This is a genomic window from Staphylococcus sp. SA22 (genome assembly GCF_054165785.1).
In genome coordinates this window covers 125,571-152,225 of the sequence record NZ_JBSZQY010000002.1, presented here as the reverse complement: position 1 = coordinate 152,225, position 26,655 = coordinate 125,571, and the positions used below count along the sequence as shown (strand labels likewise).

The following is a 26,655-nucleotide window of genomic DNA, read 5'->3' as shown; positions in this document are numbered from 1 at the left end:
TTAGACACGTTGCGTCTGCGGTTCAACAATCTAAAAAATATAAAGGATGATTTTATGAAAGGCATTGAATTACTTAACAATCCATTTTTAAACAAAGGTACAGCTTTTACTAACGAAGAAAGAAAACAGTTAGGGCTTGAAGGTTTATTACCTGCGAATGTTCGAACTTTAGAACAACAAGCAGAACAATGTTATGAACAATTCAAGGCGAAACAAACCGATTTTGAGAAACGTTTATTTTTAATGGCAATTTTTAATCGTAATCGTACATTGTTTTACAAATTGACTTCAGAGCATTTAGTTGAATTTATGCCAATTATCTATGACCCTGTTATTGCACAATCGATTGAACAATATAATGAGAATTTCAGCAGACCCCAAGATGCAGTATTTTTATCTGTTGATAGACAAGATCAAATTGAACAAGAATTGCGCAACGTTGCAAATGGCAGAGATATTCGATTAATCGTAGTGACAGATGCGGAAGGTATATTAGGTATCGGCGATTGGGGCGTTGATGGTGTAGATATTGCGATAGGAAAATTAATAGTATATACAGCAGCAGCTGGAATAAATCCTTCACAAGTCTTACCTGTATCTTTAGATGTAGGTACTAATAATGAACAATTACTAAAGGATGACCTTTATTTAGGAAATCGTCATAAACGTGTCGATGATGAGACATATTACGCATTTGTAGATAAATTTGTGAGTGCAGTGCGTAAAGAATATCCTAATGCACTATTACATTGGGAAGATTTTGGTAGAGGGCATGCCAAAAATATTTTAGATAAATATGAAGATACGTTACCAACTTTTAATGATGATATTCAAGGTACAGGTATAGTTACATTAGCTGGTGTACTAGGTGCATTAAATATTTCTAAAGTAGATTATACGAATCAGACGTTTTTAGTTTATGGTGGTGGTACAGCTGGTATGGGTATTACCAATATTTTAAAAGATGAACTAATTAAACAGGGTGTTTCAGAAGAAAAAGCAAATCAGCATTTCTATATTATGGATAAACAAGGATTATTGTTTGATGATATGGATGATTTAACTGAAGCGCAACAAGTATTTGCTAAAAATAGGAATGAATTTTCAAATACAGTAAACTGGAAAAATTTAAAAGAAGTAATTGAAAATATTAAGCCTACTGTTTTAATCGGTACATCAACTCAAACAGGTGCATTTACAGAAGATGCAGTAAAAGAGATGTTAAAACATACAGAACGTCCAATGATTTTCCCATTGTCTAATCCTACAAAATTAGCAGAAGCAACTGCACAAGATTTATTAAAATGGACTAACGGAAAAGCATTAATTGGAACTGGTATCCCATATAATGACATTGAATACAATGGTGTGAATTACAGTATTGGTCAAGCAAATAATGCATTGATGTATCCTGGTTTAGGTTTGGGGCTTATTGCGTCAAAAGCGAAGAAAGTAAATCAACAGATTCTATCAGCTGCCAGTCATGCACTTGGTGGCATGGTCAATCCAGATGAACCAGGTGCTGCAGTCTTACCACCTGTCGAGAAAATACATCAATGTTCTCGTGCCATAGCCAAAGCGGTTGCACAAAGTGTCATTGATCAAGGATTAAACGCTGAAACTATTGATGATATTGACAAAGCAATTGAAGCTGAAATTTGGTATCCTGAATACAAATCATACATTTAATTTTATAAAGTAGTAAAAGGTCATTTGAACATTTTGTTTCAAGTGGCCTTTTCGTATTTACATTAAAATTAATTAACCAATATTCATAAGTGATTTTAAAGTTATAACTATATGTAATATCAGCGAATAGAAGGGAGTGGGACAGAAATGATATTTTTACAAAATTTATTTCGTTGTCCCACCCCGGCAAGGTTGACTAGAGTTGAAAAAAGCTTGTTGCAAGCGCATTTTCATTCAGTCAACTACTGCCAATATAATATTATAGACCCTAGGACATTGATTTATGTCCCAAGCTTTTTGCTTGAAGTGGAGTAGGAGAGATCAATGTCCCACTCACTTACTAATTAAATCTTCAAGTGCCATTTTTAAATTACTATATTTAAATTGGAATCCCAATGCTTGAATTTTATTAGGTAATACTTTTTGAGTATCCAATACTACTGTTGACATTTGACCGAGTATGAGACGCATTGCAAGATTTGGTGCCCAAGTTTCATGAGGCTTATGCATAGCTCTTGCTAAAGTGTAGCCAAATAAATTTTGACGCTCAGGTATAGGTGCAGTTAAATTAAACGGACCACTAGCTGACTCGTTATTTATTAAAAATAAAATAGCTTGAATTAAATCATTGATATGAATCCATGAATACCATTGTTGACCAGAACCTAATTTACCACCAATGTAATATTCGTATGGTAGTTTCATTGTTTGTAACGCACCGCCTTCATTCGATAAAATCATACCGAAACGACCGATGACAACTCGCGTACCTAATTGTTCAAATTGTTGTGCGAAACGTTCCCATTGATACACAATATCTGATAAGAAATCAAATGGTAAAGTTTTATAAACTTCTGTGTAACTCATAAATAAATCAGGGGGATAGTAACCAGTGGCACTAGCATTAAATAAAACTTTAGGTGCTTTATTACGTGATTTAAACAATTCATATAAAGCTTGTGTAGATTGAATTCTACTTAGCATTAGCGTTTGTTTATATTCCGGTGTCCATCGTTTATTCAATGTAGCACCTGCTAAGTTGATGACCACATCGATATTTTGAGGAACTTTGTGTTCCCACCCAGATTTAGCCCAGTTGACATATGAAATTTTCTTATCATTTGAAATTTGGTCGTGTCGCGTTAATATCGTGATATGTGAATCTGATTTTTTGATTTCATTAACTAATTGAGATCCAACCATACCAGTCCCGCCAGTAATTAAGTATTGTTTCATTATCATTCACCCCATGTAATTTTGTATTTAGTTACTATTTAATAATCATTATTGTTGTTCAAAGGTTATACATTATTTAGACAATAATATGTCAATAATTTTTTTTGAATTGTATTTTAATAAAAATGATATAAGTTATAATAAAGGTGTACCTTCGATAACGAATAAACATCTCTTAAAAGTATGTGTAAAACGCTGCATGATACAAACGAAGGTAAAAATTTGACTCCCTTTAGTAGTGGACCCGTACGTTTATCGTGCGGGTCGTTTTTATTTATTTCTTATTCCCATTATACATCAATTCAAAGCATTAATTTTTTAAACAAATTTAAGAATACATAGTAATATAACAATCTAAACATAAAAACTTTTAACACAACACTTAAAGCAATGCTTTAATTTTCAATACGTAGCTATAATTTGTTGTAAAATCAAAAAGGTTAAAATGTTAATTTTCAAAAAAAGGCTCAAAATATGTTTGATTTAGTTATTAAATGTTAAGATATATAAGACTACTATTTCTTTGTAAAAATGAACCCGATTTACGAGTGAGTAATAGTGAAGGCAGTTTTAAGTTGAAGAAGGCAAAAAGAGTACATGTTTATTAATATTTGTAGAAACTAGGTAAGCAAATTAGTTGTGAAAATGTTAATGGTTGCGTGATAATTTCTATATTTAAATTAGTTTGAAGTGAGGGAGAGTATGTCGAATCAAAATTACGACTACAATAAAAATGAAGATGGAAGTAAGAAGAAAATGAGTACAACAGCGAAAGTAGTTAGCATTGCGACGGTATTGCTATTACTCGGAGGATTAGTATTTGCAATTTTTGCATATGTAGATCATTCGAATAAAGCTAAAGAACGTATGTTAAACGAACAAAAGCAGGAACAAAAAGAAAAGCGTCAAAAAGAAAATGCAGAAAAAGAGAGAAAGAAAAAGCAACAAGAGGAAAAAGAGCAGAATGAGTTAGATTCACAAGCGAACCAATATCAGCAATTGCCACAGCAGAATCAATATCAATATGTGCCACCTCAGCAACAAGCACCTACAAAGCAACGTCCTGCTAAAGAAGAGAATGATGATAAAGCATCAAAGGATGAGACGAAAGATAAGGATGACAAAGCATCTCAAGATAAATCAGATGATAATCAGAAGAAAACTGATGATAATAAACAACCAGCTCAGCCTAAACCACAGCCGCAACAACCAACACCAAAGCCAAATAATAATCAACAAAGCAATCAATCAAATCAACAAGCAAAACCACAAGCACCACAACAAAATAGCCAATCAACAACAAATAAACAAAATAATGCTAATGATAAGTAGTATTTAGTCAAACAAAAATGAACCAGTATGACAGACAACACAATTAATCAGGTTGTCTCGAATATTGGTTCTTATTTTTATAATTGTTAATTAGGGGAGAGATGATACTTAAATAGTTAGTTGTTTGTTTTGCGGATAGTGAAATTTATTTTGAGTGAGGTGGGACAGAAATGATATTTTCGCAAAATTTATTTCGTCGTCCAACCCCAACTTGCACATTATTGTAAGCTGACTTTCCGCCAGCTTCTGTGTTGGGGCCCCGCCAACTTGCATTGTCTGTAGAAATTGGGAATCCAATTTCACTATGTTGGGGCCCATCCCCAACTTGCACATTATTGTAAGCTGACTTTTCGTCAGCTTCTGTGTTGGGGCCCACCCCAACCTCCATTGTCGGTAGAAATTGGGAATCCAATTTCTCTATGTTGGGGCCCCTGACTTTAATTGGAAAAAGCTTGTTACAAGCGCAATTTTGTTCAGTCAACTACTGCCAATGTAACTTTCCAGATTTTAGAGTGTAAATGCCAATATAAAATTGTACATGTTTAAACAATCAAAAGTGTACATTATTAAATTATCATTTCCATCTAGAGCATTGATTTATGTCCTAGTCTCAAATAATAAGCAAATGATTAGCGAGTCAGTATAAGGGTATACATTTGACTACAGCGAATAAAATAAAACGTTTTGTTGTATAACAAATCGAAAATATATTGCAAGCGCTTTATCAAATTATTTAGAAAATTTAAGTTTTATGCTTGCAATTTTTGAAATAGAATAGTACTATTGCAAGTGTAAAGAGGTTAATTTTTGTCCCACGCGGGACTTAAAAAGGCAACCACTGGTTGTGATATATCCTTATTTACATTTATAAATATAAGGAGGAGGTAGTAGTGAAAGACTTATTGCAAGCACAGCAAAAGCTTATACCGGATCTCATAGATAAAATGTATAAACGTTTTTCTATTCTTACTACTATCTCAAAAAATCAGCCTGTCGGACGTCGAAGTTTAAGCGAACATATGGATATGACTGAACGTGTACTGCGTTCTGAAACAGATATGCTTAAGAAACAAGATTTGATAAAAGTTAAGCCTACCGGAATGGAAATTACAGCTGAAGGTGAGCAACTGATTTCGCAATTGAAAGGTTACTTTGATATCTATGCAGATGACAATCGTCTGTCAGAAGGTATTAAGAATAAATTTCAAATTAAGGAAGTTCATGTTGTTCCTGGTGATGCTGATAATAGTCAATCTGTTAAAACAGAATTAGGTAGACAAGCAGGTCAATTACTTGAAGGCATATTACAAGAAGATGCGATAGTTGCTGTAACTGGCGGATCCACGATGGCATGTGTTAGTGAAGCAATTCATTTATTACCATATAATGTATTCTTCGTACCAGCCAGAGGTGGACTAGGCGAAAATGTTGTCTTTCAGGCAAACACAATTGCAGCCAGTATGGCACAACAAGCTGGCGGTTATTATACGACGATGTATGTACCTGATAATGTCAGCGAAACAACATATAACACATTGTTGTTAGAGCCATCAGTCATAAACACTTTAGACAAAATTAAACAAGCAAACGTTATATTACACGGCATTGGTGATGCGCTGAAGATGGCGCATCGACGTCAATCACCTGAAAAGGTCATTGAACAACTTCAACATCATCAAGCTGTCGGAGAGGCATTTGGTTATTATTTTGATACACAAGGTCAAATTGTCCATAAGGTTAAAACAATTGGACTTCAATTAGAAGACCTTGAATCAAAAGACTTTATTTTTGCAGTTGCAGGAGGCAAATCGAAAGGTGAAGCAATTAAAGCATACTTGACGATTGCACCCAAGAATACAGTGTTAATCACTGATGAAGCCGCAGCAAAGATAATACTTGAATAAGAGATAAAAAGTTTAATACTTTTTAAATATCATTTTAAAGGAGGCCATTATAATGGCAGTAAAAGTAGCAATTAATGGTTTTGGTAGAATTGGTCGTTTAGCATTCAGAAGAATTCAAGAAGTAGAAGGTCTTGAAGTTGTAGCAGTAAACGACTTAACAGATGACGACATGTTAGCGCATTTATTAAAATATGACACTATGCAAGGTCGTTTCACAGGTGAAGTAGAGGTAGTTGATGGTGGTTTCCGCGTAAATGGTAAAGAAGTTAAATCATTCAGTGAACCAGATGCAAGCAAATTACCTTGGAAAGACTTAAATATCGATGTAGTATTAGAATGTACTGGTTTCTACACTGATAAAGATAAAGCACAAGCTCATATTGAAGCAGGCGCTAAAAAAGTATTAATCTCAGCACCAGCTACTGGTGACTTAAAAACAATCGTATTCAACACTAACCACCAAGAGTTAGATGGTTCTGAAACAGTTGTTTCAGGTGCTTCATGTACTACAAACTCATTAGCACCAGTTGCTAAAGTTTTAAACGATGACTTTGGTTTAGTTGAAGGTTTAATGACTACAATTCACGCTTACACAGGTGATCAAAATACACAAGACGCACCTCACAGAAAAGGTGACAAACGTCGTGCTCGTGCAGCAGCAGAAAACATCATCCCTAACTCAACAGGTGCTGCTAAAGCTATCGGTAAAGTTATTCCTGAAATCGATGGTAAATTAGATGGTGGTGCACAACGTGTTCCTGTAGCTACAGGTTCATTAACTGAATTAACAGTAGTATTAGAAAAACAAGACGTAACAGTTGAACAAGTTAACGAAGCTATGAAAAATGCTTCAAACGAATCATTCGGTTACACTGAAGACGAAATCGTTTCTTCAGACGTTGTAGGCATGACTTACGGTTCATTATTCGACGCTACACAAACTCGTGTAATGTCAGTTGGCGACCGTCAATTAGTTAAAGTTGCAGCTTGGTATGATAACGAAATGTCATATACTGCACAATTAGTTCGTACATTAGCATACTTAGCTGAACTTTCTAAATAATTTTAGTATAGTTTTTATTCAAATACGCTAGTGCTCAGAACTATTTAGCATTAATTAAAGCTTATGAGTAAGCGGGGAGCACAAACGCTTCTCCGCTTATTTTTATATAAAATTTCCTAATTACAAGGAGGAAACACCATGGCTAAAAAAATTGTTTCTGATTTAGATCTTAAAGGTAAAACAGTCCTAGTACGTGCTGATTTTAACGTACCTTTAAAAGACGGTGAAATTACTAATGACAACCGTATCGTTCAAGCTTTACCTACAATTCAATACATCATCGAACAAGGTGGTAAAATCGTACTATTTTCACATTTAGGTAAAGTAAAAGAAGAAAGTGATAAAGCAAAATTAACTTTACGTCCAGTTGCTGAAGACTTATCTAAGAAATTAGATAAAGAAGTTGTTTTCGTACCGGAAACACGCGGCGAAAAACTTGAAGCAGCTATTAAAGACCTTAAAGAAGGCGACGTATTATTAGTTGAAAATACACGTTATGAAGATTTAGACGGTAAAAAAGAATCTAAAAATGATCCAGAATTAGGTAAATACTGGGCATCTTTAGGTGATGTGTTTGTAAATGATGCTTTTGGTACTGCGCATCGTGAGCATGCATCTAATGTTGGTATTTCTACACATTTAGAAACTGCAGCTGGATTCTTAATGGATAAAGAAATTAAGTTTATCGGTGGCGTAGTTAACGATCCACATAAACCAGTTGTTGCTATTTTAGGTGGAGCAAAAGTATCTGACAAAATTAATGTCATCAAAAACTTAGTTAACATAGCTGATAAAATTATCATCGGCGGAGGTATGGCTTATACTTTCTTAAAAGCGCAAGGTAAAGAAATTGGTATTTCATTATTAGAAGAAGATAAAATCGACTTCGCAAAAGATTTATTAGAAAAACATGGTGATAAAATTGTATTACCAGTAGACACTAAAGTTGCTAAAGAATTTTCTAATGATGCCAAAATTACTGTAGTACCATCTGATTCAATTCCAGCAGACCAAGAAGGTATGGATATTGGACCAAACACTGTAAAATTATTTGCAGATGAATTAGAAGGTGCGCACACTGTTGTATGGAATGGACCTATGGGTGTATTCGAGTTCAGTAACTTTGCACAAGGTACAATTGGTGTATGCAAAGCAATTGCAAACCTTAAAGATGCAATTACGATTATCGGTGGCGGTGATTCAGCTGCAGCAGCAATCTCTTTAGGTTTTGAAAATGATTTCACTCATATTTCAACTGGTGGCGGAGCGTCATTAGAGTACCTAGAAGGTAAAGAATTGCCTGGTATCAAAGCAATCAATAATAAATAATAAAGTGATAGTTTAAAGTGATGTGGCATGTTTGTTTAACATTGTTACGGGAAAACAGTCACAAGATGACATCGTGTTTCATCACTTTTCAAAAATATTTACAAAACAAGGAGTGTCTTTAATGAGAACACCAATTATAGCTGGTAACTGGAAAATGAACAAAACAGTACAAGAAGCAAAAGACTTCGTCAATGCATTGCCAACATTACCAGATTCAAAAGAAGTAGAATCAGTAATTTGTGCACCAGCAATTCAATTAGATGCATTAACTACTGCAGTTAAAGAAGGAAAAGCACAAGGTTTAGAAATCGGTGCTCAAAATACGTATTTCGAAGATAACGGTGCGTTCACAGGTGAAACGTCTCCAGTTGCATTAGCAGATTTAGGCGTTAAATACGTTGTTATCGGTCATTCTGAACGTCGTGAATTATTCCACGAAACAGATGAAGAAATTAACAAAAAAGCGCATGCTATTTTCAAACATGGTATGACACCAATTATTTGTGTTGGTGAAACAGACGAAGAACGTGAAAGTGGTAAAGCTAACGATGTTGTAGGTGAGCAAGTTAAGAAAGCTGTTGCAGGTTTATCTGAAGAGCAACTTAAATCAGTTGTAATTGCTTATGAACCAATCTGGGCAATCGGAACTGGTAAATCATCAACATCTGAAGATGCGAATGAAATGTGTGCATTTGTACGTCAAACTATTTCTGACTTATCAAGCAAAGAAGTATCAGAAGCAACTCGTATTCAATATGGTGGTAGTGTTAAACCTAACAACATTAAAGAATACATGGCACAAACTGATATTGATGGGGCATTAGTAGGTGGCGCATCACTTAAAGTTGAAGATTTCGTACAATTGTTAGAAGGTGCAAAATAATCATGGCTAAGAAACCAACTGCGTTAATTATTTTAGATGGTTTTGCGAACCGCGAAAGCGAACATGGTAATGCGGTAAAATTAGCAAACAAGCCTAATTTTGATCGTTATTACAACAAATATCCAACGACTCAAATCGAAGCGAGTGGCTTAGATGTTGGACTACCTGAAGGACAAATGGGTAACTCAGAAGTTGGTCATATGAATATCGGTGCAGGACGTATCGTTTATCAAAGTTTAACTCGAATCAATAAATCAATTGAAGACGGTGATTTCTTTGAAAATGATGTTTTAAATAATGCAATTGCACACGTGAATTCACATGATTCAGCGTTACACATCTTTGGTTTATTGTCTGACGGTGGTGTACACAGTCATTACAAACATTTATTTGCTTTGTTAGAACTTGCTAAAAAACAAGGTGTTGAAAAAGTTTACGTACACGCATTTTTAGATGGTCGTGACGTAGATCAAAAATCCGCTTTGAAATACATCGAAGAGACTGAAGCTAAATTCAATGAATTAGGTATTGGTCAATTTGCATCTGTGTCTGGCCGTTATTATGCAATGGACCGTGACAAACGTTGGGAACGTGAAGAAAAAGCTTACAATGCTATTCGTAACTTTGATGCCCCAACTTATGCGACTGCCAAAGAAGGTGTGGAAGCAAGTTATAATGAGGGCTTAACTGACGAATTCGTAGTACCATTCATCGTTGAGAATCAAAATGACGGTGTTAATGATGGAGATGCAGTGATCTTCTATAATTTCCGACCTGATAGAGCAGCACAATTATCGGAAATTTTTGCGAACAGAGCATTCGAAGGCTTTAAAGTTGAACAAGTTAAAGATTTATTCTATGCAACATTCACTAAGTATAATGACAATATCGATGCGGCTATCGTTTTCGAAAAAGTTGATTTAAATAATACAATTGGTGAAATTGCACAAAATAACAATCTAACTCAATTACGTATTGCAGAAACTGAAAAATATCCTCACGTTACTTACTTTATGAGTGGTGGACGTAATGAGGAATTTAAAGGTGAACGTCGTCGTTTGATTGATTCACCTAAAGTTGCAACGTATGACTTGAAACCAGAAATGAGTGCTTATGAAGTTAAAGATGCATTATTAGAAGAGTTAAATAAAGGTGACTTGGACTTAATTATTTTAAACTTTGCTAACCCTGATATGGTTGGACATAGTGGTATGCTTGAGCCGACAATCAAAGCAATTGAAGCGGTTGATGAATGTTTAGGCGAAGTGGTTGATAAGATTTTAGACATGGACGGTTATGCAATTATTACTGCTGACCATGGTAACTCTGATCAAGTATTGACGGATGATGATCAACCAATGACTACGCATACAACGAACCCAGTACCAGTGATTGTAACAAAAGAAGGCGTTACACTTAGAGAAACTGGTCGCTTAGGTGACTTAGCACCTACATTATTAGATTTATTAAATGTAGAACAACCTGAAGACATGATAGGTGAATCTTTAATTAAACACTAATATTGTAAAAGATGTTAAGTAAACGCTTAATGACACTTATTTTTTGAAAATAATAGTAATATCATTTTGTTAAATGAAAGAATAAAGCTATAATAATTATAGAATAACTATTTAAAGGAGATTATAAACATGCCAATTATTACAGATGTTTACGCTCGCGAAGTCTTAGACTCTCGTGGTAACCCAACTGTTGAAGTAGAAGTATTAACTGAAAGTGGCGCATTTGGTCGTGCATTAGTACCATCAGGTGCTTCAACTGGTGAACACGAAGCTGTTGAATTACGTGATGGAGACAAATCACGTTATTTAGGTAAAGGTGTTACTAAAGCAGTTGAAAACGTTAATGAAATCATCGCACCAGAAATTATTGAAGGTGAATTTTCAGTATTAGATCAAGTATCTATTGATAAAATGATGATCGCATTAGACGGTACTCCAAACAAAGGTAAATTAGGTGCAAATGCTATTTTAGGTGTATCAATCGCAGTAGCACGTGCAGCAGCTGACTTATTAGGTCAACCACTTTACAAATATTTAGGTGGATTTAATGGTAAGCAGTTACCAGTACCAATGATGAACATCGTTAATGGTGGTTCTCACTCAGATGCTCCAATTGCATTCCAAGAATTCATGATTTTACCTGTAGGTGCTACAACGTTCAAAGAATCATTACGTTGGGGTACTGAAATTTTCCACAACTTAAAATCAATTTTAAGCAAACGTGGTTTAGAAACTGCAGTAGGGGACGAAGGTGGTTTCGCTCCTAAATTTGAAGGTACTGAAGATGCTGTTGAAACAATTATCCAAGCAATCGAAGCAGCTGGTTACAAACCAGGTGAAGAAGTATTCTTAGGATTTGACTGTGCATCATCAGAATTCTATGAAAATGGTGTATATGACTACAGTAAGTTCGAAGGCGAACACGGTGCAAAACGTACAGCTGCAGAACAAGTTGACTACTTAGAACAATTAGTAGACAAATATCCTATCATTACTATTGAAGACGGTATGGACGAAAACGACTGGGATGGTTGGAAACAACTTACAGAACGTATCGGTGACCGTGTACAATTAGTAGGTGACGATTTATTCGTAACAAACACTGAAATTTTAGCAAAAGGTATTGAAAACGGAATTGGTAACTCTATCTTAATTAAAGTTAACCAAATCGGTACATTAACTGAAACATTCGATGCAATCGAAATGGCTCAAAAAGCTGGTTACACAGCAGTAGTTTCTCACCGTTCAGGTGAAACAGAAGATACAACAATTGCTGATATCGCTGTTGCTACAAACGCTGGTCAAATTAAAACTGGTTCATTATCACGTACTGACCGTATTGCTAAATACAATCAATTATTACGTATCGAAGATGAATTATTTGAAACTGCTAAATATGACGGTATCAAATCATTCTATAACTTAGATAAATAATCATTTTAAACATTAAGTACTGCCATAATTTTAGTTGAGGATTATTATGTCGGTATAAATTGAATAAAGTTTTTGAGTTCACGCTTAAAAAGTTCACGCTTGTATTTATAACCTGCCACAGAGTTGAGACTGTGGTAGGTTTTTTGTTTTGAAGTATTATTCGTAACAGACTAATAATCATGAGGTAACTAATAACACATATTTAACTTGTATTCTTAAACTGGTATAATAAATTTATGTTGAAATGAATATTGTATGACAGGGTATTCACTTTTATTAAAAGGTAAAATTAAATAAAGGTTTTATAGAACGTATTTAAATATATGAGGAGTAAACAAATGGCTGATAGAACGAATAAAGAAATTAAAACAGGACGCTTTATTGCAACTGCATCAATCGTATTCTCAATATTGTTGATTATTCATTACTTTGTTTCGTTGGATAATGCGACTGCCAAAGCATTACTCAATTTAACGAATCAAAACACTTCAGATAAAGCGATAGATTACATTTTAAACAGCTTTAGATTCACTGGTATTATGTATATTTTGGCTTATCTAGCAGGCTTCATCACTTTTTGGAATCGACATACTTATGTGTGGTGGTTTATGTTTGCAGTTTATGTATCAAATAGTTTGTTTACGTTGATTAATTTATCAATCACAATTCAAGCAATAAAAGCTGCACACGGTGCGTACTTAACGTTGCCAATTTTAATTGTTATTATAGGTTCGGTTGCATTAGCGATTTATATGCTTGTTGTTTCTATCAAACGTAAAAGTACATTTAATCGCTAGAAAATTGATTTTAACAATAAAAATATGATATACTACTTGTCGTATATAAGGAACGGAGGACAATTTATGCATACATTTTTAATCGTATTATTAATCATTGATTGTATTGCATTAATAACTGTTGTACTACTCCAAGAAGGTAAAAGCAGTGGGCTTTCAGGTGCCATCAGTGGTGGTGCTGAGCAGTTATTCGGTAAACAAAAACAACGTGGCGTCGATTTATTCTTAAATAGATTAACAATTATTTTATCAATATTATTTTTTGTACTTATGATTTGCATAAGTTATCTTGGTATGTAAGGTCCGGCGATGTAAATGTCGGGCTTTTTTATTTATAATTAGAATAATAAAGGACTCATGTTCAATTATTAGAAACATATTGTTTAATTAAGTACGTTTGTTAATTGTGAAAAAGGAGCGTTAGATTTATGCAAATAAAGTTACCAAAGCCTTTCTTTTTTGAGGAAGGTAAACGTGCCGTGTTATTACTACATGGTTTTACAGGCAATTCGTCCGATGTTCGTCAATTAGGTCGATTTTTACAAAAGAAAGGTTATACATCGTATGCACCGCAATATGAAGGCCATGCAGCACCACCAGAAGAGATACTTCAATCAAGTCCTTTTGTTTGGTTTAAAGATGCCTTAGATGGCTATGACTACCTTGTTGAACAAGGTTATGATGAAATCGTTGTTGCTGGCTTGTCATTAGGTGGCGATTTTGCATTAAAATTAAGCTTAAATCGAGATGTAAAGGGTATTGTAACGATGTGTTCTCCTATGGGTGGCAAAACTGAAGGTGCCATTTATGAAGGCTTTTTAGAATATGCACGCAATTTTAAAAAGTATGAAGGTAAAGATCAAGAAACGATTGATAACGAAATGCATCATTTCAAACCAACTGAAACTTTAAAAGAATTAAGTGAAGCATTAGATACGATTAAAGATCAAGTTGATGAGGTTTTTGACCCAATTTTAGTGATTCAAGCAGAAAACGACAATATGATTGATCCACAATCCGCAAATTATATATATGAACATGTAGACTCTGACGAAAAAGATATCAAATGGTATAGTCAGTCAGGACATGTTATTACAATTGATAAAGAAAAAGAACAAGTTTTCGATGATATTTATCAATTTTTAGAGTCATTAGACTGGTCAGAATAAAAAGAGATTTTAACATTAGAAAGGAGGGGCATAATGAATTTAAAGCAATCAATAGAAGAGATTATTAATCAACCTGAATATGAACCTATGTCAGTTTCAGATTTTCAAGATGCATTAGGTTTAAGCAGTGCCGACTCATTTAGAGATTTAATTAAGGTGCTTGTGGAATTAGAACAATCAGGATTAATCGAACGTTCGAAAACAGATAGATACCAAAAAAAGCATAGTTCTAAAGGTCAATCGAAATTAATTAAAGGAACATTAAGTCAAAACAAGAAAGGTTTTGCTTTCCTAAGACCTGAAGACAAAGATATGGAAGATATATTTATTCCCCCAACAAAAATTAATCGTGCCTTGGATGGAGATACTGTTATTGTAGAAATCCATCAATCAAAAGGTGAGCATAAAGGTAAAATTGAAGGGGAAGTTAAGTCAATTGAGAAGCATTCAGTAACTCAAGTGGTTGGTACGTATAGTCAGGCTAGACATTTTGGTTTTGTCATTCCAGATGATAAACGAATTATGCAAGATATTTTCATTCCTAAAGGACAAAGCTTAGGTGCAGTAGATGGTCACAAAGTATTAGTTCAAATTACTAAGTATGCTGACGGTTCAGATAATCCAGAAGGACATATTTCTGCTATTTTAGGACATAAAAATGATCCTGGCGTAGATATTTTATCTATTATCTATCAACATGGCATAGAAATTGAATTTCCTGATGAAGTGTTACAAGAAGCTGAAGCAACACCAGACAATATAGAAGATAGTGAAATTAAAGGACGTCATGATTTACGTGATGAATTGACCATCACTATTGATGGCGCGGATGCCAAAGACTTAGATGACGCAATTAGTGTTAAAAAGTTAGCGAACGGTAATACGCAATTAACTGTAAGTATTGCTGATGTCAGCTATTATGTAACAGAAGGTTCTGCATTGGATAAAGAGGCTTATGATAGAGCTACAAGTGTATATCTTGTTGACCGTGTAATTCCAATGATTCCACATCGATTAAGTAATGGTATTTGTTCATTAAATCCTAATGTTGATCGTTTAACTTTAAGCTGTCGCATGGAAATCGATGATAGTGGTCGCGTTGTAAAACATGAAATCTTTGATAGTGTGATTCATTCTGATTATCGAATGACGTATTATGCGGTAAATCAGATTATTACTGAAAAGGATCCTACGATTCGAGAGCAGTATAATGAAATTACGCCTATGCTAGATTTAGCACAAGATTTATCAAATCGTTTAATTCAAATGAGAAAACGCCGTGGTGAAATTGATTTTGATATTAGCGAAGCGAAAGTGCTAGTTAACGAAGATGGTATACCTACAGATGTTCAATTGAGACAACGTGGTGAAGGCGAACGTCTTATTGAGTCATTTATGTTAATTGCAAATGAAACAGTTGCTGAACATTTTAGTAAGTTAGATGTACCATTTATTTACCGAGTGCATGAGCAACCTAAATCAGATCGCTTAAGACAATTCTTTGATTTTATTACAAACTTTGGCATCATGATTAAGGGTACTGGCGAAGATATTCATCCAACAACACTTCAAAAGGTTCAAGAAGAAGTAGAAGGTCGACCTGAACAAATGGTCATTTCAACAATGATGTTACGTTCAATGCAACAAGCGCATTATGATGATGTGAACTTGGGACATTTTGGCTTATCAGCTGAATATTATACGCATTTTACATCACCAATTAGACGTTATCCTGATTTAACAGTTCATCGTTTAATCCGTAAGTATTTAATTGAGAAATCAATGGATAACAAAGAAGTGAAGCGTTGGGAAGACAAATTGCCTGAGTTAGCTGAACATACTTCTAAACGTGAACGTCGTGCTATTGAGGCAGAACGTGACACTGATGAATTGAAAAAAGCAGAATATATGATTCAACATATTGGTGATGAATTTGAAGGTATTGTCAGCTCAGTAGCTAACTTCGGTATGTTCATTGAATTGCCAAATACGATAGAAGGTATGGTTCATATTGCGAATATGACTGATGATTATTACCGTTTTGAAGAGCGTCAAATGGCATTAATTGGTGAGCGTCAAGCTAAAGTATTTAGAATTGGTGACACAGTTAAGGTTAAAGTGACGCATGTTGATGTAGATGAACGATTAATTGATTTTCAAATTGTAGGTATGCCTTTACCGAAAAATGATCGATCACAGCGCCCAGCGCGAGGTAAGACAATTCAAGCTAAAACGCGTGGTAAATCATTAGATAAATCGAAATCTGATGATAAAGGTCATAAGAAAAAAGGTAAGCAACGTAAAGGTAAAAATGAACGTAAAAATGACAAATCAGGAAACAGTAAACATAAGCCATTTTATAAAGATAAAAGTGTGAAAAAGAAAGCACGTCGTAAGAAAAAATAAGCAGCAATGAGGTGAGTATGAATGGCTAAGAAGAAATCACCAGGTACATTAGCGGAAAATCGTAAAGCTAGACATGATTATAATATTGAAGACACGATTGAAGCGGGAATTGTGTTGCAAGGCACAGAAATAAAATCAATTCGCCGAGGTAGTGCTAACCTTAAAGATAGTTATGCGCAAGTTAAAAACGGTGAAATGTATTTGAATAATATGCATATAGCACCATACGAAGAAGGGAATCGTTTTAATCACGATCCTCTTCGTTCTCGAAAATTATTATTGCATAAGCGTGAAATCATTAAATTGGGTGATCAAACACGTGAGATTGGTTATTCGATTGTGCCGTTAAAGCTTTATTTGAAGCATGGACATTGTAAAGTATTACTTGGTGTTGCACGAGGTAAGAAAAAATATGATAAACGTCAAGCTTTGAAAGAAAAAGCAGTCAAACGAGATGTTGCGCGCGATATGAAAGCCCGTTATTAAGCGATTTAGTTGCTTAATCGGGCTATATTTGATATAGTTATATGTGCTTTTGTAAATTACAAAAGTATGATTTGTTTGATTTATTATTTCGGGGGCGTTTCTGGATTCGACAGGGGTCCCCCGAGCTCATTAAGCGTGTCGGAGGGTTGTCTTCGTCATCAACACACACAGTTTATAATAAATGGCAAAACAAACAATAATTTCGCAGTAGCTGCCTAATCGCACTCTGCATCGCCTAACAGCATTTCCTATGTGCTGTTAACGCGATTCAACCTTAATAGGATATGCTAGACACTGCCGTTTGAAGTCTGTTTAGAAGAAACTTAATCAAGCTAGCATCATGTTGGTTGTTTATCACTTTTCATGATGCGAAACCTTTCGATAAACTACACACGTAGAAAGATGTGTATCAGGACCTCTGGACGCGGGTTCAAATCCCGCCGTCTCCATATTTGTAGCCTACAACCTTTGTGGATGTGGGCTTTTTTATATGTTTTTTATCTTTTCTTGTGAGGAAGGTTAAATTAGCTGTGTACGTTGATATGATAGTATCTGCTTAGGTTCAAATTTTCATGAATGAAAAATTAATAGTTGTGTACATATAAGATTTTGCGTTAAAAGTTGAAAGAATGTGTGTCAAATAAGTGTCAAAAAAGTTGAGCTTTGAGTTTTAAAATGTAAATTTTATTTGCAAAATTAATTAAGCTAAAGAAGTATCATAAATAAGAGAATTAAATATATAGTTTAGAATTAGAATCAAGATTTTTATAAATATTATATTTTTCTTTTAATTGACTTAAATTTGATATATTGTTTAAATGTAATGAGGAAAAGTTGTGATAGTTTTAGATGGTTAAATTAAAGGTTTTAATATAGCTGGTTTTTAATAGATTTTTAAGGATGATATCGTTTGCGAGTGAACGTATCTATTTAGTGAAATAGTATTTATAGATGGGGGCATAATCAATGAATGACTTGAGTTTATCTTCATTTTTGAAACGCAGTAACAAATTTATGCAATTCAATTGTTTTATTTGTTTGATTCTAATAATAGTATTTTACATAATTGGTATGAATATACAGGACTTTAGTGATTTTCCTAGTAAAGATTTAAATCATAAAGTGACTTATAATTTTAATGGGTTTTTGGAGATATTTGTTAATAATGCTTTTATAGTTCCTTTTGTGTCACTTATATTATCGATAATACCAATACCATATTTGTATTTTATTCCTACAATATCTACAATTTATTCATTGTCGGTTATTATTGGGGTTACATTTTCATATAAATTAAACGAAGGGATAGCTATTTTTATTGGTATTTTGCCTCATGGTATTTTAGAAATATACTTAACGAGCATTGAACTATCAATGTTATTCTTATTAAATACCTATATTAGAAAAAATTCAATGAATTTATTTAGAAAAAGAAAAGAGACATTGCCAAATTTTTTTGTTTTATTAAAATCAATAGTAAAGTGTTACCTGCTAATATTTTTACCTGTGGCATTTTTATGCGCTTTAATTGAAATTACTGTTACACCAACTGTTTACAAATTTTTAACTAATATAATATAGAACTTTTAAAAGGGCATAGCTAACTATGTGTATAGGTTTATTTTTGATCGATAAATATTGATTTGTAAAATATGAGTTCACGAAAAATGTTGCATGGTATTCGTGAAACTATAATCGAGTCATTTCAAAAATGACCATTCCAAAACAACAAAAAAGAGTAGGCGAGCTACTCTTTTTTGTTATATTTAACAATTAAATTAGTGTGTCATTATGAGTGTAAGTAAGCTAATTTATAATGACAATAATAACAACAAAGATTATAACGCTGAATGCGAGCATTCATAAATTTATACTTCATCTAAACCACTGTGGTCGTCATCTTTTTGCTTTTCTTTTTCTTTCTCTCGTTCTTGTTCTTTTTTGTACTCTTCTTCAAATTCTTTTTCTTTCTTTTCTACTTCTTCTCTTGTTTCCGCTCTATGAGAAAAATCTTCGGTTTTAAGTTTACTAAATTTGAATGATTTAGAATCAACTGTTTTATCTTCTGAGTATTTATGGACATTTAAATTAATATTTCCATCACCTCTTAACTCATAGATAAACATGGCTTGTGCAGTTTTGCCTTTTTTAATTTGATCTTGGTTATGTTCTGTCCAATCTTTATATTTTTTATCACTTAAAAGATAACCATCTCTTAATTTATTTACTGTATTTTTATCATCTTGAGTGATATTAATATAGTCATGAGAAATAGAAGATGGATTTAAATCTTTATCGTCTTTTTTAGCAGTAATTTCCATTTTAAAAGCGATATATTTCTTTTTCTCATCTTTTTCATTGATGATAAACGGTTCTTTTATTTTAGCTTCAAATTTGTCACTAACAATAGTATCGCCTTTAATTTTTATATCCATATTTTTTTTGCTTTTAAATTCTTTAAGTTCTTCATTTAATTCTTCATTGTCATTTTCTTTCTTTTTGTGACTAGTGCTCTCTTTTTTTGCACTATCTTGATGATGTCCACAAGCACCTAAGATAAGTGTACTTGCTAATAATATCCCCATTACTTTTTTCATTTAACATGTCTCCTTTATTTCGCAAAAATTTATTTTAAAAACTCTAAACGACTTATCGTTTTGAGTAATTAAACAAAGTTGATATTTTGTGAGATTCTAAGATGATATTAAATAATTCTTGTAATAATGATTCTATGTATTGTTGCAATAAATTAATGGAACTATAATTACTAATATTATATTACTTTTATTGATAGAAATATATTACTTTTTAAAAAACTTGTAATATATCGAAAGATTTAAATGTAAAATTTTGATTTGTTAAGAAATTACGTTTATAAAAATAAAAAAATCAACTTATTTGTATGAGATGAATATGTATTGAAGAAGATGTGTTATTAATTTGGAAAATACTGGTCAAAGATGGGAGATCTTAAAAGCGTTATTGTATTCTTTAGTCAATGCAAATAGATTGCCATAATAATAAGCGTATTTGATGTTTAAAAAGTTACTTAAGGCTATAAAGCAAAACTTTTTATATGAGCAGTCGAATATAACGTTTAAAATCATTCTTTTTGGATATAAACGATTAAGTAAAATGATTTTTCAGTTTGAAATTAATCATATAAATTTCCTTAAGAGAAGGGTGATATCTTAATGATTAATATTATTTCAGCTATAGGATCTATTGGAACATTTATAATGGCTTTATTTTATTTTGTATCAGTTTCAGTTCAACTTTATCAAATGAAAATTAGCTTTCTGCCAGCTTTAGGTTTTAATCAAATTTTATTAGAAAGGGAGGGTGATCAACTTAATATAATGAATTCGGCAACAGAAGAGCATCATCATAAAGATTATATTAAACTATATAATTTAGGTGGCGGTGCTGCTAAAAAAATTGCAATAGAGGTTTTATTGGGTAATGATAAAGTCATTCAGAAAAAATACGTGAATATTTTACCTAGTAAAGAAGGGTACATGTTACCAATTAATAAAAATGTGTACGAAGAATTAGAAAGAACGATTGAGAACAATGGTTATGAAGCTGATTTGAATGTACGTATGACTTATTATCATAATGTAAGTCGCAAACAACAGGAAGTTATATTAAAAGGTCAAATCGACCGTTTTAATACTTATAATAATAAAGAAATTTATGATTTGCAGTTTATCTAAAAATTGATTTAAGAGGGTAGTTGTTTATTACGAAAAATATCATTCAATTTTAATGAAATAATGGCGTCATTACTATAAAATATTACTTTATGTTGTAATGCATTTTTCTTTAAGATAGAACTAAAAGGAGGGGCAAAGATGCAAATTAGACAAATACATCAACATGACTTTGCTCAAGTTGACCAGTTAATTAGAACGGCATTTGAAAATAGTGAACATGGTTATGGTAATGAATCAGAACTAGTAGACCAAATTCGTCTAAGTGATACGTATGACAATAACTTAGAATTAGTAGCTGTTCTTCAAAATGAAGTTGTAGGGCACGGTTTACTAAGTGAAGTTTATCTTGATAACGAGGCACAACGGGAAATTGGATTAGTGTTAGCACCTGTATCTGTTGATATTCATCATCAAAATAAAGGTATCGGGAAGCGATTGATTCAAGCATTAGAACGAGAAGCAATATTAAAAGGATATAATTTTATCAGTGTATTAGGATGGCCGACGTATTATGCCAATCTAGGATACCAACGCGCAAGTATGTACGACATTTATCCACCATATGATGGGATAACAGATGAAGCGTTTTTAATTAAAGAATTAAAATTGAACAGTTTAGCGGGAAAAACAGGTACCATAAATTACACATCTGCTTTTGAAAAAATATGATTGCAAGCTAGGATTACATTAGGCAGTTCATATTAATAATACAAATTGTTTGCAATGAAATCGTACGTTGTCGTTTGTAAATTTTTAAAATAGCAATAAATAAAATGTTTGTTAGTAAAGTATTATTGCAGATAATAAAATATCGATACAAATTAATTGCTGTAATGCAATTTTAGTGTATAATTGCATTAATGGAGATTAAATATATCTTTAAAGGGTATACAGTTAATATAAAATAACTTTTTAAAAAGAGGGAATAAAATGAATATGAAGAAAAAAGAAAAACACGCAATTCGGAAAAAATCGATTGGCGTGGCTTCAGTGCTTGTAGGTACGTTAATCGGTTTTGGACTACTCAGCAGTAAAGAAGCAGATGCAAGTGAAAATAGTGTTACGCAATCTGATAGCGCAAGTAACGAAAGCAAAAGTAATGATTCAAGTAGCGTTAATGCTGCACCTAAAACAGACAACACAAACGTGAGTGATACTAAAACAACGTCAAACACTAATAATGGCGAAACGAGTGTGGCGCAATATCTAGCACAACAGGAAACGACACAATCAGTATCAACAAATGCAACTACGGAAGAAACACCGGTAACTGGTGAAGCTACTACGGCAACGAATCAAGCTAATACACCGGCAACAACTCAATCAAGCAATACAAATGCGGAGGAATTAGTGAATCAAACAAGTAATGAAACGACTTCTAATGATACTAATACAGTATCATCTGTAAATTCACCTCAAAATTCTACAAATGCGGAAAATGTTTCAACAACGCAAGATACTTCAACTGAAGCAACACCTTCAAACAATGAATCAGCTCCACAGAGTACAGATGCAAGTAATAAAGATGTAGTTAATCAAGCGGTTAATACAAGTGCGCCTAGAATGAGAGCATTTAGTTTAGCGGCTGTAGCTGCAGATGCACCGGCAGCTGGCACAGATATTACGAATCAGTTGACGAATGTGACAGTTGGTATTGACTCTGGTACGACTGTGTATCCGCACCAAGCAGGTTATGTCAAACTGAATTATGGTTTTTCAGTGCCTAATTCTGCTGTTAAAGGTGACACATTCAAAATAACTGTACCTAAAGAATTAAACTTAAATGGTGTAACTTCAACTGCTAAAGTGCCTCCAATTATGGCTGGAGATCAAGTATTGGCAAATGGTGTAATCGATAATGATGGTAATGTTATTTATACATTTACAGACTATGTAAATACTAAAGATGATGTTAAAGCAACTTTGACTATGCCCGCTTATATTGACCCTGAAAATGTTACAAAGACAGGTAATGTGACATTGGCTACTGGCATAGGTAGTACAACAGCAAACAAAACAGTATTAGTAGATTATGAAAAATATGGTAAGTTTTATAACTTATCTATTAAAGGTACAATTGACCAAATCGATAAAACAAATAATACGTATCGTCAGACAATTTATGTCAATCCAAGTGGAGATAACGTTATTGCGCCGGTTTTAACAGGTAATTTAAAACCAAATACGGATAGTAATGCATTAATAGATCAGCAAAATACAAGTATTAAAGTATATAAAGTAGATAATGCAGCTGATTTATCTGAAAGTTACTTTGTGAATCCAGAAAACTTTGAGGATGTCACTAATAGTGTGAATATTACATTCCCAAATCCAAATCAATATAAAGTAGAGTTTCCAACAGACGATGATCAAATTACAACACCGTATATTGTAGTTGTTAATGGTCATATTGATCCGAATAGCAAAGGTGATTTAGCTTTACGTTCAACTTTATATGGGTATAACTCGAATATAATTTGGCGCTCTATGTCATGGGACAACGAAGTAGCATTTAATAACGGATCAGGTTCTGGTGACGGTATCGATAAACCTGTTGTTCCTGAACAACCTGATGAGCCTGGTGAAATTGAACCAATTCCAGAGGATTCAGATTCTGACCCAGGTTCAGATAGTGGTTCAGATTCTGGCAGCGATTCTAATTCAGATAGCGGTTCAGATTCGGGTAGTGATTCTACATCAGATAGTGATTCAGATTCAGATAGTGATTCAGATTCAGCAAGCGATTCAGATTCAGCGAGCGATTCAGATTCAGCAAGTGATTCTACATCAGATAGTGATTCAGATTCAGCAAGTGATTCCGATTCAGCGAGTGATTCAGATTCAGCAAGCGATTCCGACTCCGACAGTGACTCCGACTCAGATAACGATTCTGACTCAGACAGTGACTCAGACTCAGATAGCGATTCAGATTCAGAGAGCGATTCCGACTCCGACAGTGACTCGGATTCAGATAGTGATTCTGACTCAGACAGCGACTCAGACTCAGACAGCGACTCAGACTCAGACAGTGATTCAGATTCCGACAGTGATTTAGACTCAGACAGTGACTCCGACTCAGATAACGATTCTGACTCAGACAGTGACTCAGACTCAGATAGCGATTCAGATTCAGAGAGCGATTCCGACTCCGACAGTGACTCGGATTCAGATAGTGATTCTGACTCAGACAGCGACTCAGACTCAGACAGCGACTCAGACTCAGACAGTGATTCAGATTCCGACAGTGATTTAGACTCAGACAGCGACTCAGACTCAGACAGTGACTCAGATTCCGACAGTGACTCGGATTCCGATAGCGATTCCGACTCAGACAGCGACTCAGACTCAGATAGCGATTCCGACTCAGACAGCGATTCCGACTCAGATAGCGACTCAGACTCAGACAGCGATTCCGACTCAGATAGCGACTCAGATTCAGCGAGTGATTCAGATTCAGACAGTGATTCCGACTCAGACAGCGATTCAGATTCCGATAGCGATTCAGAATCAGATAGCGACTCCGACTCAGTTAGCGATTCTGACTCAGACAGTGACTCAGATTCAGATAGCAATTCAGAATCAGATAGTGATTCAGATTCCGACAGCGACTCAGATTCAGCGAGTGATTCCGACTCAGGTAGTGACTCAGATTCCGATAGCGATTCCGACTCAGATAGTGATTCAGATTCCGACAGCGACTCAGATTCAACGAGTGATTCCGATTCTGATTCAACGAGTGACACAGGATCAGACAACGACTCTGACTCAGAAAGTGATTCAAATAGCGATTCCGACTCAGGTTCTAACAATAATGTAGTTCCGCCTAATTCACCTAAAAATGGTACTAATGCTTCTAATAAAAATGAGGCTAAAGATAGTAAAGAGCCATTACCAGATACAGGTTCTGAAGGTGAAGAGAATACGTCACTAATTTGGGGATTATTAGCATCATTAGGTTCATTACTACTTTTTAGAAGAAAAAAAGAAAATAAAGATAAGAAATAAGTAATAATGATATTAAATTAATTATATGATTCATGAAGAAGCCACCTTAAAAGGTGGCTTTTTTACTTGGATTTTCCAAATATATTGTTTGAATATAATTAATAATTAATTCATCAACAGTTAATTATTTTAAAAAGGTAGATGTTATATAATTTGGCTTGGCGAAAAAATAGGGTGTAAGGTAGGTTGTTGATTAGGGAAAATTAAGGAGAAAATACAGTTGAAAAATAAATTGCTAGTTTTATCATTGGGAGCATTATGTGTATCACAAATTTGGGAAAGCAATCGTGCGAGTGCAGTGGTTTCTGGGGAGGAGAATCCATATGTATCAAAAGCGTTATCTGTATCAGGGCAAAAGAGTAATAATTTAACCTTAAAGCAGTATAAAGACAGTCTTAGGAGCGTTATGTGTACATCAGAAATAAATAAAAACGATGGATATGATGAACCTGAATATAAAGAGGCAATGGATACTTACCGAAAAAAATTATTTGCTGAACTAGATGCGCTAAATAAATTTTTAGATGAAGAAAGAAAAATAGAAAGTAGTAAAAAAAATAACAACCAAGTTCCAAATGGTGTATTGGGCTTAACACATCAAAGGTATTTAGCTATTCACGAAGCAATAAAGGAAAATAAAAATGAGTTTGAAAGAAAGACACAAGATATCGAAAGTAGAAATCCTGATTTGAAAAAATTTGATAGAGATAAAGATTACGAAGTTAGAGTTAAATTAAATGAACTAGAAAATAAAGTATTAATGCTTGGACACGCTTTTCCAAATAAACATGAAGCTAGAGAGAATCTTTATAATAAATTAGATTTGATTGTTGGCCGTAGTGATGATGAGAGAGAAGAAAGGCATCCTCAAAATGATAGGTTATCTAAAGAACGAGTTGAAGATTTAGAATCAATTATTGATGAATTTTTTGTTGAAATCAATGAAAATAGGCCGTTGAATATACCGGCGTTAGTTGAAAGTAATGAAGAAAATATAGTAATGGCAAAAAAACTAAAAGCAGATACAGAAGAAGCTAAAGCGAATACATCTAAAAGGAGTAAAAGAAGTTTAAATACTCAAAATCACAAATCTAAAATAAACGAAGTAACTGAAGAACAAAAAGCTAATTATGAAAAGAAATTTAAAGAAATAAAAGAACGATTTTTAGCTAAACAAAAAAATAAAAATAACACACCAGTTGTATCGTTAGAATATGACGAAGACGACAACGAAAACGACAAGCAACTTGTGGTTTCTGCACCAACAAAGAAACCAACATCACCGACTACATATACTGAAACAATGACACAGGTTCCAATGCCTACAGTTGAACGTCAAGCACATCAACAAATCGTTTACAAAGCACCAAAACAATTGGCTGGATTAAATGGTGAAAGTCATGATTTCACAACAACTCATCAATCACCAACAACTTCAAATCACACGCATAATAATGTTGTTGAATTTGAAGAAACGTCTGCTTTACCTGGTAGAAAATCAGGATCACTGGTTGGTATAAGTCAAATTGATTCTTCTCATCTAACTGAACGTGAGAAGCGTGTAATTAAGCGTGAACACGTTAGAGAAGCTCAAAAGTTAGTTGATAATTATAAAGATACACATAGTTATAAAGACCGATTAAATGCCCAACAAAAAGTAAATACTTTAAGTGAAGGTCATCAAAA

The 26,655-nt window shown here is 33.7% G+C and carries 22 protein-coding genes and 1 other RNA gene; 20 read left to right on the top strand and 3 right to left on the bottom strand.

Going from position 1 to position 26,655, the window contains the following annotated elements; genetic code table 11:
• Positions 1 to 54 precede the first annotated feature (54 nt).
• Positions 55 to 1,689, top strand: coding sequence for a malolactic enzyme (locus tag ACXQH5_RS02900; protein WP_000675913.1), 1,635 nt, complete (start codon positions 55 to 57; stop codon positions 1,687 to 1,689).
• Positions 1,690 to 2,022: 333 nt separating this feature from the next.
• Here ACXQH5_RS02900 and ACXQH5_RS02895 read toward each other — a convergent pair whose 3' ends face one another.
• Positions 2,023 to 2,925 carry a TIGR01777 family oxidoreductase gene (locus ACXQH5_RS02895; RefSeq protein ID WP_000816303.1) on the bottom strand — a complete coding sequence of 301 codons (903 nt, stop codon included), beginning with the start codon at positions 2,923 to 2,925 and terminating at the stop codon, positions 2,023 to 2,025.
• Between the two features lie 702 nt (positions 2,926 to 3,627).
• On the opposite strand from ACXQH5_RS02895, the gene ACXQH5_RS02890 reads away from it, so the two are divergent.
• Positions 3,628 to 4,257: a DUF4887 domain-containing protein gene (locus ACXQH5_RS02890; protein WP_000070833.1), complete on the top strand. Its 630-nt coding sequence runs from the start codon at positions 3,628 to 3,630 to the stop codon at positions 4,255 to 4,257.
• A gap of 145 nt (positions 4,258 to 4,402) precedes the next feature.
• Here ACXQH5_RS02890 and ACXQH5_RS02885 read toward each other — a convergent pair whose 3' ends face one another.
• Positions 4,403 to 4,633 carry a hypothetical protein gene (locus tag ACXQH5_RS02885; protein WP_000529133.1) on the bottom strand — a complete coding sequence of 77 codons (231 nt, stop codon included), beginning with the start codon at positions 4,631 to 4,633 and terminating at the stop codon, positions 4,403 to 4,405.
• 514 nt (positions 4,634 to 5,147) lie between these two features.
• On the opposite strand from ACXQH5_RS02885, the gene ACXQH5_RS02880 reads away from it, so the two are divergent.
• From ACXQH5_RS02880 to ACXQH5_RS02820, 13 genes are all read left to right on the top strand, one after another.
• A complete protein-coding gene (locus ACXQH5_RS02880; protein ID WP_000654030.1) occupies positions 5,148 to 6,161 on the top strand; it encodes a sugar-binding transcriptional regulator in 1,014 nt (337 codons plus the stop codon).
• 52 nt (positions 6,162 to 6,213) lie between these two features.
• Positions 6,214 to 7,224: a type I glyceraldehyde-3-phosphate dehydrogenase gene (gap, locus tag ACXQH5_RS02875; RefSeq protein ID WP_000279414.1), complete on the top strand. Its 1,011-nt coding sequence runs from the start codon at positions 6,214 to 6,216 to the stop codon at positions 7,222 to 7,224.
• Positions 7,225 to 7,362: 138 nt separating this feature from the next.
• On the top strand, positions 7,363 to 8,553 hold the full coding sequence (locus ACXQH5_RS02870) for a phosphoglycerate kinase (RefSeq protein ID WP_001074749.1): 1,191 nt from the start codon (positions 7,363 to 7,365) through the stop codon (positions 8,551 to 8,553).
• Positions 8,554 to 8,674: 121 nt separating this feature from the next.
• Positions 8,675 to 9,436: a triose-phosphate isomerase gene (tpiA, locus tag ACXQH5_RS02865; protein WP_001260094.1), complete on the top strand. Its 762-nt coding sequence runs from the start codon at positions 8,675 to 8,677 to the stop codon at positions 9,434 to 9,436.
• A 2-nt stretch (positions 9,437 to 9,438) separates the two neighbouring features.
• Positions 9,439 to 10,956, top strand: coding sequence for a 2,3-bisphosphoglycerate-independent phosphoglycerate mutase (gene gpmI, locus ACXQH5_RS02860; protein WP_458066461.1), 1,518 nt, complete (start codon positions 9,439 to 9,441; stop codon positions 10,954 to 10,956).
• Positions 10,957 to 11,085: 129 nt separating this feature from the next.
• Positions 11,086 to 12,390 carry a surface-displayed alpha-enolase gene (eno, locus tag ACXQH5_RS02855; RefSeq protein WP_001121760.1) on the top strand — a complete coding sequence of 435 codons (1,305 nt, stop codon included), beginning with the start codon at positions 11,086 to 11,088 and terminating at the stop codon, positions 12,388 to 12,390.
• Positions 12,391 to 12,728: 338 nt separating this feature from the next.
• Entirely contained in the window at positions 12,729 to 13,187 is a 459-nt protein-coding gene (locus ACXQH5_RS02850; RefSeq protein WP_000785252.1) for a hypothetical protein, read from the top strand.
• A 66-nt stretch (positions 13,188 to 13,253) separates the two neighbouring features.
• Positions 13,254 to 13,487, top strand: coding sequence for a preprotein translocase subunit SecG (gene secG / locus ACXQH5_RS02845; protein WP_000556760.1), 234 nt, complete (start codon positions 13,254 to 13,256; stop codon positions 13,485 to 13,487).
• 128 nt (positions 13,488 to 13,615) lie between these two features.
• On the top strand, positions 13,616 to 14,356 hold the full coding sequence (locus ACXQH5_RS02840) for an alpha/beta hydrolase (RefSeq protein WP_458066460.1): 741 nt from the start codon (positions 13,616 to 13,618) through the stop codon (positions 14,354 to 14,356).
• Positions 14,357 to 14,389: 33 nt separating this feature from the next.
• A complete protein-coding gene (gene rnr / locus ACXQH5_RS02835; RefSeq protein ID WP_001050031.1) occupies positions 14,390 to 16,762 on the top strand; it encodes a ribonuclease R in 2,373 nt (790 codons plus the stop codon).
• A 21-nt stretch (positions 16,763 to 16,783) separates the two neighbouring features.
• The gene (gene smpB, locus ACXQH5_RS02830) at positions 16,784 to 17,248 is read left to right on the top strand and encodes an SsrA-binding protein SmpB (protein ID WP_001085185.1); all 465 of its coding nucleotides are present in this window, start codon (positions 16,784 to 16,786) and stop codon (positions 17,246 to 17,248) included.
• Positions 17,249 to 17,338: 90 nt separating this feature from the next.
• Positions 17,339 to 17,700, top strand: a transfer-messenger RNA (tmRNA) gene (gene ssrA / locus ACXQH5_RS02825).
• Positions 17,701 to 18,214: 514 nt separating this feature from the next.
• Entirely contained in the window at positions 18,215 to 18,829 is a 615-nt protein-coding gene (locus ACXQH5_RS02820) for a stage II sporulation protein M (protein ID WP_000999092.1), read from the top strand.
• Positions 18,830 to 19,116: 287 nt separating this feature from the next.
• Here the strand turns inward: ACXQH5_RS02820 and ACXQH5_RS02815 are convergent, their stop codons facing one another.
• On the bottom strand, positions 19,117 to 19,845 hold the full coding sequence (locus tag ACXQH5_RS02815; RefSeq protein WP_000757406.1) for a DUF5067 domain-containing protein: 729 nt from the start codon (positions 19,843 to 19,845) through the stop codon (positions 19,117 to 19,119).
• 433 nt (positions 19,846 to 20,278) lie between these two features.
• Here ACXQH5_RS02815 and ACXQH5_RS02810 point away from each other — a divergent pair, with 433 nt between their 5' ends.
• The 5 genes from ACXQH5_RS02810 to vwb form a co-directional block, all read left to right on the top strand.
• Complete coding sequence (locus tag ACXQH5_RS02810; protein WP_078064537.1) at positions 20,279 to 20,443, top strand: hypothetical protein; 165 nt, start codon at positions 20,279 to 20,281, stop codon at positions 20,441 to 20,443.
• Positions 20,443 to 20,964 carry a hypothetical protein gene (locus ACXQH5_RS02805; protein ID WP_000608186.1) on the top strand — a complete coding sequence of 174 codons (522 nt, stop codon included), beginning with the start codon at positions 20,443 to 20,445 and terminating at the stop codon, positions 20,962 to 20,964. Before ACXQH5_RS02810 ends, ACXQH5_RS02805 begins: the two co-directional genes overlap by 1 nt.
• A 138-nt stretch (positions 20,965 to 21,102) precedes the next feature.
• Positions 21,103 to 21,633, top strand: coding sequence for a GNAT family N-acetyltransferase (locus ACXQH5_RS02800; protein WP_001167167.1), 531 nt, complete (start codon positions 21,103 to 21,105; stop codon positions 21,631 to 21,633).
• A gap of 261 nt (positions 21,634 to 21,894) precedes the next feature.
• Positions 21,895 to 24,969: an MSCRAMM family adhesin clumping factor ClfA gene (gene clfA, locus ACXQH5_RS02795; RefSeq protein ID WP_057504520.1), complete on the top strand. Its 3,075-nt coding sequence runs from the start codon at positions 21,895 to 21,897 to the stop codon at positions 24,967 to 24,969.
• 220 nt (positions 24,970 to 25,189) lie between these two features.
• On the top strand, positions 25,190 to 26,655 hold a 1,466-nt coding region (vwb, locus tag ACXQH5_RS02790; protein WP_458066459.1), incomplete at its 3' end, for a von Willebrand factor binding protein Vwb.